Source organism: Pseudomonas sp. PDM02, from assembly GCF_014852285.1.
Lineage (GTDB): Bacteria > Pseudomonadota > Gammaproteobacteria > Pseudomonadales > Pseudomonadaceae > Aquipseudomonas > Aquipseudomonas migulae.
The window spans coordinates 170,959-186,380 of sequence record NZ_JACVBL010000008.1; the positions used below are offsets into that span (position 1 = coordinate 170,959).

The following is a 15,422-nucleotide window of genomic DNA, read 5'->3' on the forward strand; positions in this document are numbered from 1 at the left end:
CTTACTTCATTAGAAATATAAGTAATGTAAAAGACAATCCGCATTAAAAAGCAACAAAACCCTTAACGACTTTAAAGACCGTTCGCAGCATTTATTTGCCCGGAATTTCTCGCACCAGACTCGTGCGGACGCCTGATTAACATAATCTTCAGTAAGTGGAGAACTCTATGTTCACAATCGTTACAAAGCCTCTACCCTTCATCATGTTCGCCTGCGCTGCATTGTTAAGCGTATATCAACAAGCCGCGGCACAGACGCCCATTAAAGAAACTGTGAAAACAACGAAGACTAATCCAGGCGACCCTTCTCCTGACGTAGATAAACATGTATATAGCTGCGATTTTTCACATCTAAATCAAGCCGTCACCGCGGAGGTCGACGAATGGCGCGACACTACCGGCAAACTCAATGTGAAAGTCACAAGGGTTCACCTAACGGAGTATCCAAATCATTCCGAAGCGTCAGCCAATTTGACTGTAAACGCCCCCGGCGCCGTATCTCAGACTCAATATAAAATCCCTATGGACGGAAACTGGCATAGCTCGTCCATTCATGTAGTTGGCAACGGTGGACCTGAACTCCAAGGCAATATGGAGAGACCCTATCAAAACGGATGCAATTTGCACGAAGTAAAGGTACCGGTAGCTGGCCCGCACGTCCTCAAGGAAGAGTGAGGAAATCATTCGGTTCGGCGACTTTACCCGTCACCGCGCAATCGTAATTGAAGTTTTCAGCCAAACTGATGATACGGTAAGCCCATCGATGGCGCGGGGCCAAAGTTGGGCGGCATTTCCCATATCCAAGGGAGTGCCACACTAGATTTGTGGTGTTTGACTGCCGCAGCTTAGAACCCCGACCTGATACGACGTCAGGATTTTCTCGGCTTCGCCCGCGCCGTCGCCTCCGCCACCAGCGGATCATCCGGCCAGTAATGCTTCGGATACCGCCCCTTCAGATCCTTTTTCACCTCGGCGTACGTACTGCGCCAGAAGTTCGCCAGGTCCTGTGTCACCTGCACCGGCCGCCGCGCCGGGGACAACAGATGCAACTTCACCACCTGCCGCCCGCCAGCGATGCGCGGGGTTTCGGCCAAACCGAACAACTCCTGCAACCGCACCGCCAGAATCGGCGGCTGCTCGCTGTAATCCAGACGAATCGACGACCCTGAAGGCACGCTCAAATGATGCGGCGCCAGCTCATCGAGCCGTTGCGGCAGCGGCCACGGCAATAGGTTATGAACAATGCTTGTGAGATCCAGATTGGCAAAATGACTGAGTCGCGAAACCTTCCCCAGGTACGGCATCAACCAGTGTTCAAGGCTTTTGAGCAGCGCAGCATCACTGACATCCGGCCACTCACTCTCGCCCTTGCCGGCAATGTCCAACTGCCGCAACAAAGCCACCCGCGCCTGCCACTGACGCAACTCCGGCGTCCACGGCAACAACTCCAGCCCCTTGCGCCGCACCAGATTCACCAACGCCTGACTGCGCGCTGTTTCATCGAGCCCGGTCAACGGTTCACGGCTGAGGATCAACTCGCCAACCTTGCGCTGACGCTCGGCGCGCAACACGCCTTCACGCTCGTCCCAATCCAGCTGATCGACCACGCGTACCTGTTCGGCGAGCACCGAATCGAACAACGCCGGATCAAAATCCGCCGCCAGATAAATCCGTTCCTCACGCTGCCCCTGACGGCTGCCGAGATCGGCGATTACCAGCCACGGTTGTTTCATCAAGCTGTCGGCTTCGGCGAACAACGCGGCACGGCCGTTGGCCAGGCGATATTCCGCGCCACCCGCTCGACGTTGCTGCGCCACACGGTCGGGATAGGCCAGCGCCAGCAAGGCGCCGAGCCAGCGCGGATGCTCCGGATCGCTGACCGGTTCCGACGCCTTGCCACGCAGATAACCACGGTATTGACGCGCCAGTTGCCGCGCTCGCTGAACACCACCCTGAGCACCGCGTGCAGCACGCTCTTCGCCGGACAACAGCACCAGTCGACTGTGCAGATCGGCGCCGGCACCGCGCAAGATATCCCGCTCGCCGAGCAATGCCGCGACATCGCACGCCATGTCAGCCAAGCCCAGCGCCTGACCGCGCAGTAGCAAATGGGCGATGCGCGGATGCGCCGGCAGTTCGGCCATGGCCTGACCGTGGCGGGTCAGCGCTTCGCCATCCAGTGCGCCAAGGCGATCAAGCAAGTCCTGAGCCTGGGCATACGCGGCGGCGGGCGGCACGTCGAGCCACACCAGTTGCGTCGGTGTCACGCCCCAGCGACCGAGCTGCAAAGCCAGACCGGCAAGGTCCGCCGAAAGAATTTCCGCACTGGCATACGCCGCCAGTTGCTCGTGTTGATCCTGCGACCACAAGCGATAACACACGCCCGGCTCCAGCCGCCCTGCCCGCCCCGCACGTTGCGTGGCGCTGGCGCGGGAGATGCGCTGCGTGTCGAGGCGAGTCATGCCGCTGCCCGGATCGAAACGCGGCACCCGCGCCAACCCGGCATCGATCACCACACGTACGCCGTCGATGGTCAGGCTGGTCTCGGCGATGTTGGTCGCCAGCACCACTTTGCGTTTGCCCGCCGGGGCGGGATCAATCGCGGCGCGTTGCGCGGCGAGGTCCAGTTCACCGTGCAACGGGCAGAGCAACACCTGTGTGTTTTCGCCCAGCGCATCGGCCAGTTGTTGATGCACCCGGCGGATTTCCGCTTGCCCCGGCAGGAACACCAGGAGGCTACCGGTTTCATCGTTCAAGGCTTCGAGGATGGTTTGCACCAGGCGCGGCTCGATGAATTCACCGGGCTGGAACGGTCGGCCCCAGCGCATCGCCACCGGGTACATGCGCCCTTCACTGCGCAGGATCGGCGCGTCATCGAGCAACCCGGCCAGGCGTTCGCCTTCAAGGGTGGCCGACATCAAAAGAATTTTCAGCGGTTGATCATCGCGGAACAGTTCCCGGCCATTCAGGCTGAGGGCCAAGGCCAGATCGGCATCAAGACTGCGCTCATGAAATTCGTCGAAGATCAGCAAGCCCACGCCTTCCAGCGCCGGATCATCCTGCAAGCGCCGGGTGAGAATGCCTTCGGTGACCACTTCAATCCGCGTCCGTGGCCCGACTTTGCTGTCCAGCCGAATGCGATAACCGACGGTTTCACCGACCTTCTCGCCCAACTCACTGGCCAAGCGCTCAGCCGCCGCACGTGCAGCCAACCGACGCGGTTCAAGCATCAGAATGGTCTGCCCGGCCAGCCACGGCTCGTTGAGCAGGGCCAATGGAACACGGGTGGTTTTACCGGCACCGGGCGGTGCTTCGAGCACGGCTTCGTGGCGTGTCGCCAAGGCTTCACGCAGGGCGGGTAAAACTTCATCAATCGGCAAAGAAATCATGCTGGCTCCCAAACAGAGGGCCGAGTATAACGGCGAACTGCTCGGCGTTTATCAGGGTCCTAATTCATAGAGACGCCCTTTCGTTTTGAAATTACCCAGGAGATTTCATATGCGTGTTCCCTTTCGCCTGATTGGCGGTGTATTGGTTGCCACCTTGCTGACCCAGGTAACCGCTTGCGGATCGATCTTCTACCCTGATCGCCGCGGGCAGATCGAAGGCAAGATTGACCCGGCCATCGCCGCGCTGGATGCCGTGGGCCTGCTGTTCTACATCATCCCCGGCCTGATCGCGTTTGCCGTGGACTTCGCCACCGGCGCGATCTACTACGCACCGGGCGAGACCGCACAGGTGGCACCGGAAAAACTCAAGGAAGCGATCGGTGCCGACGGCAAGGTCGATACCCACAAATTGCAGACTATTCTTGAAACCGAACTGGGCCGCAGCTTCCCGCTGGACGATCCACGTTTGATTCAACACAAAGGCAGCACTCAGCAACTGGCCTTGCTCGGCCTGCAACCTGCCGCGTAATCCGTGCACATAAAGGAATAGCCGCACTTATGATTTCCAGCTCCGAACACGCCCGCCTGCTGCGGCTGGCGACCCGTGCCTCGGTGGCGGTGGCGTGCACGTTGATCGTCGCCAAAGCCATCGCGTGGTGGTTGAGCGGTTCGGTGAGCATGCTCGCCGGGTTGACCGACTCGGCCCTCGACGGTATCGCCTCGCTGCTCAACCTGCTGGCAGTGCATTACGCCTTGCGCCCCGCCGATGAAGACCACCGTTACGGGCACGGCAAGGCCGAATCGCTGGCGGGCATGGCGCAGGCGTTGTTCATTGGCGGCAGTGCGGTGCTGATTGCGTTGCAGGCGTTTGATCGGCTCAAGCATCCGGAACCGGTGGGTGCGCCGTGGATCAGCATCGGCGTGATCGTGTTTTCCCTGGCGCTGACGTTGGCCCTGCTGATGTTGCAGCATCGGGTCGTCAAGGCCACCGGCTCCAATGCGGTGCGCGCCGATTCCCTGCATTACCGTTCGGACTTGCTGCTCAATGGCAGCATTCTGGTTGCGCTGGTGCTGGCCGGGTTTGGCTGGCATCAAATGGACGCGTGGTTTGGATTGGGGATCGCCGCTTACATCTTCTGGAGCGCCATTCAAATCGCCCGGGAAAGTTTTAAGGTGCTGATGGACGAGGAGCTGCCGCCAGACGTCAGCCAACACATGCTCGAACTGGCCTGCAGCGTACCGGGGGTGCTGGGCGCGCATGACCTGCGCACACGGGTTTCCGGCAACCAGTGGTTCGTGCAATTGCACCTGGAATTGCCGGGGGAGCTGACCCTGTCAGTCGCCCACGGCATCAGCGATCAGGCGGCCGATGCAATTCACGCGGCGTACCCGCGAGCCGAGGTGCTGGTGCACGCCGACCCGCAGGAAGTCGTGAAGGCCGCCAGGGCAAATCAGAAACTCACCTGATACCCGCGACTGCTCAGGCAGTTGCCCTGGGCCTGGCGGTAGGCTTGCACCACCGACGGATCCGGCTGGTAGGTGGCCGTGCGCGGATCGAAGCCACTCTGCTGCACTGCGTATTGATAACACTCGTAGCCGTCCTGATTGACCTGCTGCGGCGACTGCCCGTTGGCGGGATACGCCACCACGTCATAGCCATTGCCGGTCGGTTGCGGTTGCACGGGCGGCTCGACCACCACGTAATCCTGAGTGCTTTCCTGATAGGCGTAGTACGAGCCCGCCGCCAGGAACAACAGCGCGCCGCCGATCCACACTTCACGGGCGTAATCAGGCAGGTAGCTGACGCGAATCCCGCGCGGCGGCTGCACCACGACATAACGCGGGCCGAGCGGGCGATACCAGTAGCCGCCGGAGAAGAAATAATCCTGCCCACGATACGGCACGCGGTAGTCGCGGTCCGGGAAGCGGTCGATCACATGCCCGGGACGGTACTGCGGGCCTGGCCCCCAACCGTTACCGTGGCCATTCGGGCGACCGGCCCAATGATGATCGTCGGGACGTGAACCCGGCCCGCCGGTCTGCCATTGCTGGTTGTAACCATTGTTTCGCGGGATGTCCTGATAGTAACCACGTTGCGGCTGCTGGGTCTGGCGCACGGTGTCGGGCCGGCCCTGGATCGGCAAGTCGTTGGCCGGCAATTGCGGCGGCGGCGGTGGCGGCCGCACGGGGCTGTTGAAGTCGCGCGGCGGGTTGTCTCGCGGCTGATTGTTTTGCCACTGCCCGCCATTGCGCGACTGGCCGTTGTTCTCGAACTGACGACTGTTGTCGCCACGAATGATGTCGTTGTTTTGCGGACGCGGCTGATTGTTGCCGCCACGGCCCTGATTGTTGCCCTGATGACCGTCCCCACGCTGTCCGTTGTCGGGACCCCGGTTCTGCGGCTCATCGGCCAGCGATTGCGCAGTGACACTGACACACAGCAAACCAACACCGGCCAAACGCCAGATGCGCGACTTCATGCTTTTCCTCACTGCGGGTTAGGGCCTGTACGTAAGACTGGGAAAGCACAGGCCGGTTCTGCAACAGGTTATCAGTCGCGCAACTTATTTATTGAGGGCGGGTGAAAAATTGCGGGCAAAAGAAAAGGGAGACCCGTCGGCCTCCCTTTGAGAACTTCGTCCGTGCTCGACGCTTATGACGTCGGCTCACCTCACGCCGTCTTCTGGACAGTGTGTAGCTCGGGGGCCGGCACATCCCCGGTGGGGGTGGCGGCCGCGACTGGCCTGATTGGGCGAGTCGCTGTGGACTGTTTGTCCGAGCAGTGATTCTGGTGATAAGAATAGGCCTGGGGCGCCGACAGAGGATTGCGAAGATTGCTCAAATAAACATGACTTGCGCAATTTTTAACCCTGGATAGATAATCTGCCGCAATCGATATGACAAAGGCCTGATTGATGAGCAAACTCGACCGATACGACCTGAGCATTTTGGCGGAATTGCAGCGCGACGCGCGCATCTCCAACCAGGAGCTGGCCGAACGCATCGGCCTGTCACCTTCACCGTGCTCGCGCCGGGTCAAGCAACTGGAAGACGACGGCTACATCACCCGCCAGGTGGCCCTGCTGGATCGCAAAATGCTTGGCCTGAGCCTGACTGCTTACGTGCTGATCGGCATGGACCGGCATACACCGGAGCGATTCGAGAATTTCGAAGCGGCGATTCGCACCTTGCCGCAAGTGCTTGAATGCAGCCTGGTGACGGGGATGGATGCGGACTATCAGCTCAAGGTGGTGGTGCCGGACATGGATCACTATCAGAAATTGCTGCTGGGGCACCTGACAAGGATTGAAGGGGTGACGAGTGTGCGGTCGAGTTTTGTGTTGAATCAGGTGCTCAACAGCACTGAGTTACCGCTGACTCATCTGCGCAGCTGACGACGCCTTCGCGGGCAAGCCTCGCTCCTACAGGTTTTGCGCGAGCCTTTGTAGGAGCGAGGCTTGCCCGCGAAGGGGCCGGAACAGGCGACGAATAGCTGCGACACGCTGCCGCAGGTCAATGCCGCGCCAATCCCCCATGCCGTATACTCCAGCGCCTTTTAGCCCCGCCCTCGCTGGAGATGTCCGATGGATCCTGCAGTATTCGAAGAGTGGATGATGACCGGACTGGTCAGCATTCTGATCATTTTCATGGGTTTCATCGTCTGGGATCTGGCAAAGAAATCCAAGGCCGGGCGCTTCGGTTCGTTCATCCTGTTCTTCGTGCTCGGCCTCGGTGTGGCCGCGTTCGTGATCAAAAGCGTGGTGATCGGCCTGATCGAATCCGGCACGTTATAAGCGCGCCGGCACTTCTTTCCACTGGCCCTGATCGAGCCCTTCGATCGACCAGTCGCCGATCCTGACCCGCACCAGCCGCAACGTCGGCAAGCCGACCGCTGCGGTCATGCGCCGGACCTGACGGTTACGCCCCTCGCGAATCACCAGTTCCAGCCAACTGGTCGGCACGCTTTTGCGAAAGCGCACCGGCGGGTTGCGGGGCCACAGTTGCGGCTCATCCAGTTGCCGCGCTTGCGCGGGCAAGGTCATGCCGTCATTCAGCTCGACGCCATCACGCAAACGCTGTAACTGCTCGGCACTCGGCTCGCCCTCCACTTGCACCCAATACGTCTTGGCCAGTTTGTGCTTGGGGTCGGCAATCCGCGCCTGGAGCTGGCCGTCGTTGGTCAGCAGCAACAACCCTTCGCTGTCGCGATCCAGACGGCCCGCCGGGTAAATCCCGGGAATCTCGATGAAATCCTTGAGCGTCGCCCGCCCTTCATCGTCGCTGAATTGCGTCAGCACATCGAACGGTTTGTTGAACAGAATCAGCTTCGGCTCAGCCGGCGGCGCTTTGGCGACACGGCGCGGGGCTGATGACGGGGTGTTCGCGCCAGGGCGGCGGGACACAGGACGTTGGGGACGGGACATGGCGAAGAGAACATCTAACGGTCAGGGCTGCTAATGCTAGTGCCCTGACCGCCAAATGACCATGACAACTATTACCGGAACGGCGGCTCGTCGAAGCTGCGCAGTTTGCGCGAGTGCAACGAGTTGAGTTCGGTGCGCAACAAGTCCACCGCCTCGATACCGATCTTCAAGTGCTGGCTGACCGCGCGCTCGTAAAAGGCGTTGGCCGAACCCGGCAGCTTGATTTCGCTGTGCAGCGGTTTGTCCGAGACGCAAAGCAATGTGCCGTACGGCACCCGCAAGCGATAACCTTGCGCGGCGATGGTGCCGCTTTCCATGTCCACCGCCACGGCGCGGGACAGGTTGATCAACGGACGTTCCTGGGCCCAGCGCAATTCCCAGTTACGGTCGTCGTAAGTCAGCACGGTGCCGGTGCGCAGGCGTTTCTTCAGCTCGTCGCCCTTCTCACCGGTGATGTTGGCCGCCGCTTGCTGCAACGCCATCTGCACCTCGGCCAGGGCCGGAATCGGAATGTTCGGCGGCACGACCCGGTCGAGAATCCCGTCGCGGCGCATGTAGGCGTGAGCCAACACATAATCGCCAATGGTCTGCGACTGACGCAGACCGCCGCAGTGACCGATCATCAGCCAGCAATGCGGACGCAATACCGCCAAATGGTCGGTGATGTTCTTGGCGTTGGACGGGCCGACGCCGATGTTCACCAGAGTCACGCCATGACCGTCGCTGGCAATCAGGTGATAGGCCGGCATTTGATAGCGATGCCAAACCACACCGGCCGCAATCGCCGACGCTTCGCCGTGATCCATGCTCTTTTCGATGATCACGTTGCCCGGCAGCACCATGCGCACGAAACGCGGATCGCTGCGCAACTGCTCGAGGCCATGAACAATGAACTGGTCAACGTAGCGGTGGTAGTTGGTCAGCAGAATCCACGGCTGCACATGGCGCCAGTCGCTGCCGGTGTAATGCACGAGGCGGCGCAGGGAGAAATCCACCCGCGCGGCATCGAACAGGGCCAGCGGCAGCGGATCGGTGTTTTCCCAATCGTACAAACCGTCAGCGATGCCATCGGTGGCGGCCGACAGGTCGGTACTCGGGAACACCCGCGCCAGCACGGCCGCGGTCACACCGGAGCCGGCCAGTTCATCGCCCTGCTCGACCACATACGGATAAGGAATATTCTGCTGGCTGATGCCGACTTCCACGGTCACGGTGAAGTCGTGCATCAACGGCACGAGCTGTTCCAGCAAGTATTTACGGAAAGCCGCCGGATGGGTGACGGTGACGCTGTAGGTCCCCGGCAGCTGCACCTTGGCGTAGGCGCGGGTGGTTTGCGGGACTTCGCCCTGGCAGTGGTAGGTCAGACGCAGTTCAGGATAACGAAACATCGCACGCTGTTCGGCGTCCGGTTCAACTCGATCCTTGAGGTAACGCTTGAGCGCCTGGCTCAGCGCGGTGGTTGCGCGATTGTGCAAGTGAGCAAGCCGGTCCACGGCTTGCTCGGCGGTTTGAACGATAATAAAAGCTTCGGTCACGATCAGCATCCTGTGTTCTGACTTGCAGGCCTTCATCTTGCCTGCATCGTCGCTTCACGGGAACAGTGGTGGCTACACAAATGCCAAGTCCACCGCAGGACCAATGTGGGAGCGGGCTTGCTCGCGAAGGCGGTGTGTCAGTCGACATCTCTATCGACTGACACGGCCTCTTCGCGAGCAAGCCCGCTCCCACAGGGGATTCTGCGGTGTTTACAGTAATGGGGTCGAGCGGGCGACGATCGCTTCGACATCCAGCCCTCGCGGCAAAGCACCGTATACGCGACCAGCGTCGCCAAGTCGGCTGGCGATGAACGCATCGCTTACCGCCGAATTGCCGGCCTCCAGCAACAACTTGGCTTGCAGCCCCAACGCGATGTCTTCGGTGAGCTGTCGCGCACGATACTGAATATCGCTGGTGTCCTTGAACGCCGCCTGCAATTGGCTGATGTGCGCGGCCAGCCGCTTGTCGCCGTGACCATCGCCCAACTCGCTGAACAGCACATCCAGCACGCCCGGCTCTTTCGACAGCGCCCGCAACACATCCAGGCATTGCACGTTGCCGGAACCTTCCCACGTCGAATTGACCGGTGCCTCGCGGTACAAGCGCGGCAGGATGCTGTCTTCGACATACCCGGCACCGCCCATGCATTCGGCGGCTTCGTTGATCATCGCGGGCGCGCGTTTGCAGATCCAGTACTTGCCCACGGCGGTCACCAGGCGCGCGAATTTGGCTTCGTGCCCGTCATCCAGATGATCCAGCGCCTTGCCCATTCGCAGGCTCAACGCCAACGCCGCTTCGCTCTCCAGGGCCAGATCGGCGAGGACGTTCTGCATCAACGGTTGTTCGCTGAGCAGCTTGCCGCCGACGCTGCGATGAGCGCAGTGATGACTGGCCTGGGTCAGCGCCTGACGCATCAAGGCGCTGGAACCGACCATGCAATCGAAACGGGTCATGGCAACCATTTCGATAATCGTCGGAACGCCACGCCCCTCTTCACCGACCATCCACGCCAGCGCACCGCGAAACTCGACTTCGCTGGAGGCGTTGGAGCAATTGCCGAGTTTGTTTTTCAAACGCTGGATGTAGAACTGATTGCGCGTGTCGTCTGGGCGATGGCGTGGCAACAGGAAGCAGGTCAAACCTTTGTCGGTCTGGGCCAGCGTGAGGAAGGCATCGCACATCGGCGCAGAACAGAACCATTTGTGGCCCACCAGTTCGTAGGCCTGGCCCGGTCCGCTGGCACCCACCGGATACGCCTTGGTGGTGTTGGCCCGCACATCAGTGCCGCCCTGTTTCTCGGTCATCGCCATGCCAATGGTGACACCAGCCTTATGGGCCATGCCGACATTTCGCGGGTCGTATTCGGTGGCGAGGATTTTCGGCAGCCACTGCCGGGCGAGATCGGGTTGCAAGCGCATCGCCGGCACACTGGCGAAGGTCATGGTCAGCGGGCAACCGCTGCCGGCTTCGGCCTGGCTGTGCAGGTATGTCATGGAAGCGCGGGCGACATGGGCGCCGTCCTGTGGATGCGCCCAGGGCAACGAGGTCAAACCGTGCTCGATCGCCGTGCGCATCAGCTCGTGATACGCCGGGTGAAACTCCACCAGATCGATGCGGTGACCGTAGCGGTCGTGGCTGTTGAACACCGGTTTGTTCTGGTTGGCCAGGAACCCCGCTTCCATCAGCGGCCCGCCGGCCAGCGCGCCGTAAGCGTCGATCCGCGACTCGGCCCAACCGGCCCCGAAACACCGCGACCACTCCTGCAAAGGCAGGTCGATGCGATACAGGTTGGCGCCGTCCAGCGACGGCGGCTGGTTGGTGACTTCGTGGGTTTCGGCGAACTGATGCAGGTTCATGACGGGGCTCCTTTGGTCAGCCAAGGAGTTCAGTTAAGCACTGCCCCGAGGCTGAACAAAGTGGCATATCCGCCTAACTGTCGGCGCTTTCGCCTTGTTCTGGACAAAGCACCCGTCGATACAACGCGGCCTGCAAGTCTTCGAATTTCACCGGTTTGCTCAAGTAATCGATCAGTGCACCGGTTGGGCAGCGCTCCCGATCAGCGCTCAAGGCAATCATGAACACCGGCAATTCGGCACACCCCGGCAAGTCCCGGATCTGGCAGCAGACAGACTCCCCGTCGAGGGGCGGTAGCTGGCAATCGAGGAGTACAGCGTCGAAGGTTTCACGCTGCAGGACTTCCAGAGCGGTCACCCCGTTGTCCGCCGTACGGACCCGAAACCCGAGCTTGAGCAACATGCCGCGCATCACCAATTGATTGATGCTGTTGTCGTCCACCAGCAGCACCGTGCAGTCCTGAGGCAAGCGCAGGCGCGGGAATTCCCGGGTCATCAATGGCGTTGTCACGCGCTCGACCACCGGCAATTCAAACTCGACGTCAAGCTGGAAGCGGCTGCCGCGACCAGGCTCGGAGCGGTGCGTGAGGTTCCCGCCGAGCAGGTCGACCAGTTGTCGACAGATCGCCAGGCCGACACCGAGGCCGCCATATTCACGGGTCATCGAGCCGTCGAGCTGGAAGAACCGCTGATACAGCGTCGCCTCGCCCAGATCGGTGAAACCGATGCCGGTGTCGATCACCGCAAAGGACAATGCCAGCTTGCCGGGCTCCGCGTTTTTACCCGAGACCCGCAGCGCCACCCCGCCCACTCGCGTGAACTTGATCGCGTTATCCAGCAGGCATTCCAGGCATTGCGCCAACTTGACGTTATCGCCGCACAAGCGGTCCGGCAGGCCCGGTGTCACCTCGACCTTGAAGTCCAGCGACTTGCCCGACGCGTTGCCTTCGAACTGCACGCGCAAGGTATCGACCACGCTGCGCAAACTGAAGGTGGACGCCGAAGCCTTGAGCTTGCCGGCCTGCAATTCGGTCAGGGTAAGAATGCCGTTGACCATGCGCATCATGTCGCGCGCCGAACCGGCGGCCGTTTGCTGGTATTGCTCCAGCTCCGGGTCCATCTCGACGGTTTGCATCAATTCCAGCGAACCGATCACGCCGTTCATGGGGGTGCGCAATTCGTGGGTCAGCGTGGCGAGGAATTCATCCTTGAGCTTGTTACTGTGCGCCAGTTGCTGGTTGAGCACTTCAAGCTTCTGCCCTGCATCGAACAAGGTTTGCGCCTGTTGCTCGCGCATGGCGTTGATGCGGTCGGCCAGGGCCAGGGACAGCAGCGCCACCTCGATGGCCGAACCGATCTGGCTGGAATACATGGTCAGGAATACGTTCGGCAGGTAACCCAGCACCATCATCGTATTGATGATGCCGCCGAGCAAAAACGCCGACCAGGCGATGATGAAATAGCGCGCCACCCGCAAGCCGCGCCACCAGGCGAAAAACCCTGCGGCGAAAATCACCACGGTGAACGACAGGGCCAGCGTCGTCGCCAGGCGCAGGGCCAGGGCGTAACTGGTCATCAATGACAACCCGACGACTACCGCACTGAACGCAATTAACGCCAGCAGCAAGCGATCGAGCCAGCGGCTGAGGGTCGCCGTTTGCAGGAAGCTGCGGGCGAACTGGCTGCCGAACAGCCCTGCGCAACCAATGAAGAACGGCGTCGCAGCGTTGGCCCACCACGGGTTGTCTGGCCAGAAATACTCTACGGCCGCGCCATTCACCGACAGCTGATACAGGCCGAACGAGGCAATATAAAAGATGTAATAGAGGTAGCTGGTGTCGCGCACGCTGAGGTAGATGAACAGGTTGTAGACCAGCATCCCCAGCAACACGCCGTAAATCAGGCCCAACACATAAAGCCGCACCGGCTGTTCTTCGAGGAACGCGGTGCTCGACCACAACGTGACCGGCGCCTGGATCGACCCTTCGCTTTGCAGGCGCAAGTACACGGTTTGCGCTTGGTCGGGCGTGAAGTTCAGATCGAACAGGTAGTTGTTCTGGCGAATCTCGCGACTGCTGAACGGCAAGGCGTCGCCGGTCTGACGGGCCAATTGATAGCTACCGCCGGCATCAGGCAAATACAGATCAAGGTGATCGAGGGGCGGATAGGCCAGTTCCAGCAGCCACGTCCGCTGTGCAGCGGGATTGGTCGGGCGGTAATGCAGGTCGATTTTCAGCCAGAACACCGAACGCGAGTAACCGGCGTTGAGCGTGGCCTTGTCATGGGGCTTGAAGTGTCCGGCAGCGGCTTGCGCGCGGATATCGGCAATACTCGCCTGACCATCGGCGTCTTCGAACACTTGCAGGGTTCGGCCCAAGGGCAGGCTTTGAGTGAACTCATCAAACTCGACTGCGCTTGCCATGAGGGGCAAGCAAAACAGCAACATCAGCAAATAGCGCATTTAAGCCCCAGCGTGGCCTGTCCGGTTATCTCAGGAAGCCCCTCATTCCTTTTGAGTAGACGTAAAACCGGCATTACCTGTTATTGGTTTGGATCCACTCTAGCATAGCCGTTGATGGCCATTGAACACCATTGAAATTTTTCTTGGAAAGGCTCTAGAACGGGCGTTCCAGAGAAGAATATAGAGCCAGAGCTGTTTGCTCGGTCAGATTGTGACAATCCCGGACGACTGCATTTCCTGCCCATGACACTCTATCGGCAGACCTGGCGGGCACTGCACCCGAAAATCGATGTTTGGTGGTAAGCTCGCGCACCATGAATATCTACAGCTCTCGCCCCGTTGTCCTCTGTCTCTCCGGCCACGACCCAAGTGGTGGCGCCGGCTTGCAGGCAGATATCGAAGCCCTGCTTGCCCAGGGATGTCATGCGGCTCCGGCCGTCACCGCCCTGACCGTGCAAGACACGGTCAACGTCACGGATTTCCGCGTCCTCGACCGTGAGTGGGTGCTGGCTCAGGCCAACGCCGTGCTCAACGACTCCGAAGTCGCCACCGTCAAGCTGGGCATGCTCGGTTCCCTGGAAATGGTCGACACCGTCGTCGAACTGCTTCAGGCGCACCCGCATTTGCCGATGGTCTGCGACCCGGTGCTGCGCGCCGGCGGCGGCGGACGACTGGGCAAGGACGAAGTCGGCTACGCCATGCGCGAACGCTTGCTGCCCCTGGCTATCATCGCCACCCCTAACCTTCCCGAAGCCCGCATCCTCGCTGAACTGCCAGAAGGCACCGCCGACGAGTGCGCTGAAAAACTCCTGCCGTTCGTCAAACACCTGCTGATCACCGGCGGCCACGGTGATGAACACGAGATACACAATCGCCTGTACAGCCGCGACGGTCTGCGCGAAACCTATACCTGCCAGCGCTTGCCCGGCAGTTACCACGGTTCCGGTTGCACATTGGCGAGCGCCCTCGCCGGTCGTCTGGCCCAGGGTGAAAACCTCATCAGTGCCGTGCAGAGCGCGCTTAACTACACGTGGCGCACCCTGCGCGATGCCGAGCAGTTGGGCAAAGGCCAGTTCGTGCCGCGCCGCCTGCCACTGGATTTCTGTTCGTAACGCCATGAGGCTTGCCCGATGAAACTACGTGGCCTGTACGCCATTACCGACAGCCAGTTACTGGCCGGTAAATTTCTTTCGTACGTGGAGGCGGCGCTGGAAGGCGGCGTCACCCTGCTGCAATACCGCGACAAGAGCAGCGACGAGGCCCGCCGTCTGCGTGAAGCTGAAGCCCTGCGCGATCTGTGCGAACGCTACAAGACCCATCTGATCATCAATGACGATGCCGAACTGGCCGCACGCCTGAACGTCGGCGTGCACCTGGGCCAGACCGACGGCCCGCTGACCCCGGCCCGTGCGTTGCTCGGTCGCCAGGCGATCATCGGTTCGACCTGTCACGCGCAACTCGAACTCGCCGAACAAGCGGCCAAAGAAGGCGCCAGTTATGTCGCCTTCGGCCGTTTCTTCAATTCCAGTACCAAACCCGGCGCACCGACTTGCAGCCTCGAACTGCTCGACCAGGCCCGCAGCACATTGCACCTGCCGATCTGCGCGATCGGCGGCATCACCCTGGAAAACGCCGCCCCGCTGGTGGCCCACGGGGTCGATCTGCTGGCGGTGGTCCACGGCCTGTTTGGCGCCGAGAGCACGGCTGAAGTGACCCGCCGCGCCCGCGCATTCAACGAATTACTAAAAATCTGATTTGAG

The 15,422-nt window shown here is 60.8% G+C and carries 13 protein-coding genes; 7 read left to right on the forward strand and 6 right to left on the reverse strand.

Going from position 1 to position 15,422, the window contains the following annotated elements; genetic code table 11:
• Positions 1 to 167: 167 nt before the first annotated feature.
• The gene (locus tag IB245_RS15900; RefSeq protein WP_192228042.1) at positions 168 to 674 is read left to right on the forward strand and encodes a hypothetical protein; all 507 of its coding nucleotides are present in this window, start codon (positions 168 to 170) and stop codon (positions 672 to 674) included.
• 194 nt (positions 675 to 868) lie between these two features.
• Here IB245_RS15900 and hrpB read toward each other — a convergent pair whose 3' ends face one another.
• Complete coding sequence (hrpB, locus tag IB245_RS15905; protein ID WP_192228043.1) at positions 869 to 3,388, reverse strand: ATP-dependent helicase HrpB; 2,520 nt, start codon at positions 3,386 to 3,388, stop codon at positions 869 to 871.
• Between the two features lie 109 nt (positions 3,389 to 3,497).
• Between hrpB and IB245_RS15910 the strand changes: the two genes are divergently transcribed.
• A complete protein-coding gene (locus tag IB245_RS15910) occupies positions 3,498 to 3,917 on the forward strand; it encodes a hypothetical protein (RefSeq protein WP_008035153.1) in 420 nt (139 codons plus the stop codon).
• 29 nt (positions 3,918 to 3,946) lie between these two features.
• A complete protein-coding gene (locus IB245_RS15915) occupies positions 3,947 to 4,855 on the forward strand; it encodes a cation diffusion facilitator family transporter (protein ID WP_008035150.1) in 909 nt (302 codons plus the stop codon).
• Here IB245_RS15915 and IB245_RS15920 read toward each other — a convergent pair.
• On the reverse strand, positions 4,840 to 5,868 hold the full coding sequence (locus IB245_RS15920; RefSeq protein ID WP_008044572.1) for a DUF6515 family protein: 1,029 nt from the start codon (positions 5,866 to 5,868) through the stop codon (positions 4,840 to 4,842). The genes IB245_RS15915 and IB245_RS15920 overlap by 16 nt on opposite strands.
• 435 nt (positions 5,869 to 6,303) lie before the next feature.
• Between IB245_RS15920 and IB245_RS15925 the strand changes: the two genes are divergently transcribed.
• Positions 6,304 to 6,783, forward strand: a complete 480-nt coding sequence (locus IB245_RS15925) for an Lrp/AsnC family transcriptional regulator (RefSeq protein WP_007894448.1) — start codon at positions 6,304 to 6,306, stop codon at positions 6,781 to 6,783.
• A 189-nt stretch (positions 6,784 to 6,972) separates the two neighbouring features.
• Positions 6,973 to 7,182, forward strand: coding sequence for a DUF2788 domain-containing protein (locus IB245_RS15930; protein WP_007937369.1), 210 nt, complete (start codon positions 6,973 to 6,975; stop codon positions 7,180 to 7,182).
• Here the strand turns inward: IB245_RS15930 and IB245_RS15935 are convergent.
• The 4 genes from IB245_RS15935 to IB245_RS15950 form a co-directional block, all read right to left on the reverse strand.
• Entirely contained in the window at positions 7,177 to 7,812 is a 636-nt protein-coding gene (locus tag IB245_RS15935) for a pseudouridine synthase (RefSeq protein ID WP_225609901.1), read from the reverse strand. The two genes, IB245_RS15930 and IB245_RS15935, sit on opposite strands and share 6 nt — an antisense overlap.
• Positions 7,813 to 7,883: 71 nt before the next feature.
• The gene (gene amn, locus IB245_RS15940; protein ID WP_177318196.1) at positions 7,884 to 9,383 is read right to left on the reverse strand and encodes an AMP nucleosidase; all 1,500 of its coding nucleotides are present in this window, start codon (positions 9,381 to 9,383) and stop codon (positions 7,884 to 7,886) included.
• Positions 9,384 to 9,557: 174 nt separating this feature from the next.
• Positions 9,558 to 11,204: an acyl-CoA dehydrogenase family protein gene (locus IB245_RS15945; protein WP_192228044.1), complete on the reverse strand. Its 1,647-nt coding sequence runs from the start codon at positions 11,202 to 11,204 to the stop codon at positions 9,558 to 9,560.
• Between the two features lie 73 nt (positions 11,205 to 11,277).
• On the reverse strand, positions 11,278 to 13,662 hold the full coding sequence (locus IB245_RS15950; RefSeq protein WP_192228045.1) for a hybrid sensor histidine kinase/response regulator: 2,385 nt from the start codon (positions 13,660 to 13,662) through the stop codon (positions 11,278 to 11,280).
• 314 nt (positions 13,663 to 13,976) lie between these two features.
• Between IB245_RS15950 and IB245_RS15955 the strand changes: the two genes are divergently transcribed.
• Positions 13,977 to 14,774 (forward strand): hydroxymethylpyrimidine/phosphomethylpyrimidine kinase, encoded by a 798-nt coding sequence (locus tag IB245_RS15955; protein WP_192228046.1) that lies wholly within the window; start codon positions 13,977 to 13,979, stop codon positions 14,772 to 14,774.
• Positions 14,775 to 14,792: 18 nt separating this feature from the next.
• On the forward strand, positions 14,793 to 15,416 hold the full coding sequence (gene thiE, locus IB245_RS15960; protein ID WP_008044565.1) for a thiamine phosphate synthase: 624 nt from the start codon (positions 14,793 to 14,795) through the stop codon (positions 15,414 to 15,416).
• Positions 15,417 to 15,422: the final 6 nt, after the last annotated feature.

Coding starts and splice junctions, on each gene's coding strand:
- amn (WP_177318196.1), bottom strand. CDS start 9,383: ATGAAGGCCTGCAAGTCAGAACACAGGATGCTGATCGTGACCGAAGCT.
- IB245_RS15910 (WP_008035153.1), top strand. CDS start 3,498: ATGCGTGTTCCCTTTCGCCTGATTGGCGGTGTATTGGTTGCCACCTTG.
- IB245_RS15930 (WP_007937369.1), top strand. CDS start 6,973: ATGGATCCTGCAGTATTCGAAGAGTGGATGATGACCGGACTGGTCAGC.
- thiE (WP_008044565.1), top strand. CDS start 14,793: ATGAAACTACGTGGCCTGTACGCCATTACCGACAGCCAGTTACTGGCC.
- IB245_RS15925 (WP_007894448.1), top strand. CDS start 6,304: ATGAGCAAACTCGACCGATACGACCTGAGCATTTTGGCGGAATTGCAG.
- IB245_RS15955 (WP_192228046.1), top strand. CDS start 13,977: ATGAATATCTACAGCTCTCGCCCCGTTGTCCTCTGTCTCTCCGGCCAC.
- IB245_RS15900 (WP_192228042.1), top strand. CDS start 168: ATGTTCACAATCGTTACAAAGCCTCTACCCTTCATCATGTTCGCCTGC.
- IB245_RS15950 (WP_192228045.1), bottom strand. CDS start 13,662: ATGCGCTATTTGCTGATGTTGCTGTTTTGCTTGCCCCTCATGGCAAGC.
- IB245_RS15920 (WP_008044572.1), bottom strand. CDS start 5,868: ATGAAGTCGCGCATCTGGCGTTTGGCCGGTGTTGGTTTGCTGTGTGTC.
- IB245_RS15935 (WP_225609901.1), bottom strand. CDS start 7,812: ATGTCCCGTCCCCAACGTCCTGTGTCCCGCCGCCCTGGCGCGAACACC.
- IB245_RS15915 (WP_008035150.1), top strand. CDS start 3,947: ATGATTTCCAGCTCCGAACACGCCCGCCTGCTGCGGCTGGCGACCCGT.
- IB245_RS15945 (WP_192228044.1), bottom strand. CDS start 11,204: ATGAACCTGCATCAGTTCGCCGAAACCCACGAAGTCACCAACCAGCCG.
- hrpB (WP_192228043.1), bottom strand. CDS start 3,388: ATGATTTCTTTGCCGATTGATGAAGTTTTACCCGCCCTGCGTGAAGCC.